Here is an 812-nt window from a genome sequence, read left to right on the forward strand (position 1 = left end):
AGTTACTAACCCGCTGATGTCTTTCATCGAGAACTCCTTATCCTTCAATAACATCTTTGATGGGTACCTCCCCATTGATCTGTGCGGATAGGGCTGAGGTGACCTGCCGATGTAAATCGGAGGAGCGGGGCGGCTTCATGTTAGAGATTTTCAAAAGAATTTCAGGTGGTGGGCGGATTTCAAACCAACGAGTACTCCACATGATTTACATACTTTCTTCCAACGAAAATTGTTTTGCACTCTGGTCAATGGCGTTTAACAATAAGCGATCTACTCGTTGCTCCTTCAAAGTATCCCCGGTTCAGCCCCATCATCGTTAAGGCTCATAACGTGTTGGCAATTTGTTGGGAATTGAATTGTTCAGCGTTATAACGCACAGCGTCAAGTAAACAATCATTTAATTCTTGGGTTTCCAACTTTCCCCAACCCACCCAGATCGCGACTAACGCCCCACAAGTGTTGGTAATTCCTTGGGGATTGAGCCGTTCAACGTTTTGAGCAATAGCATCCTACAATTGAGCAGCTAAACTTCCTAAGAGAAGGTGCCATTGCGTATGGTGGTAAGTGATAGCCAAGAGTAAATTGGCAAAGCTCTGACCGTTGGACCGGCGATCCCTGTGAGCCTCCAGTATTTCCCGAATAGTAGCGTAGTCACGGGTGGTTATAAGGTTGGGGGTGAGGTCTTTTGTCCTTTGCTCGTCTAACGAAAACCTTTCGCTTAAAATTGTGATTTAATATTATGCCCTTATAATTACGTAATTTTAATTTTTTGAATGGTGTATTTATGCGACGCGAATTAACAGAAAATCTTT

The 812-nt window shown here is 43.6% G+C and carries 2 protein-coding genes; both read right to left on the reverse strand.

The genetic code is table 11. The features are described 5' to 3' along the window. Positions 1–205 precede the first annotated feature (205 nt). Positions 206–289, reverse strand: coding sequence for a DUF1601 domain-containing protein (locus OWO34_RS09845; RefSeq protein WP_407647526.1), 84 nt, complete (start codon positions 287–289; stop codon positions 206–208). A gap of 34 nt (positions 290–323) precedes the next feature. Further along, positions 324–503 carry a DUF1601 domain-containing protein gene (locus OWO34_RS09850; protein ID WP_407647527.1) on the reverse strand — a complete coding sequence of 60 codons (180 nt, stop codon included), beginning with the start codon at positions 501–503 and terminating at the stop codon, positions 324–326. Positions 504–812: the final 309 nt, after the last annotated feature.

Source organism: Coxiella endosymbiont of Ornithodoros maritimus, assembly GCF_907164965.1.
GTDB lineage: Bacteria > Pseudomonadota > Gammaproteobacteria > Coxiellales > Coxiellaceae > Coxiella.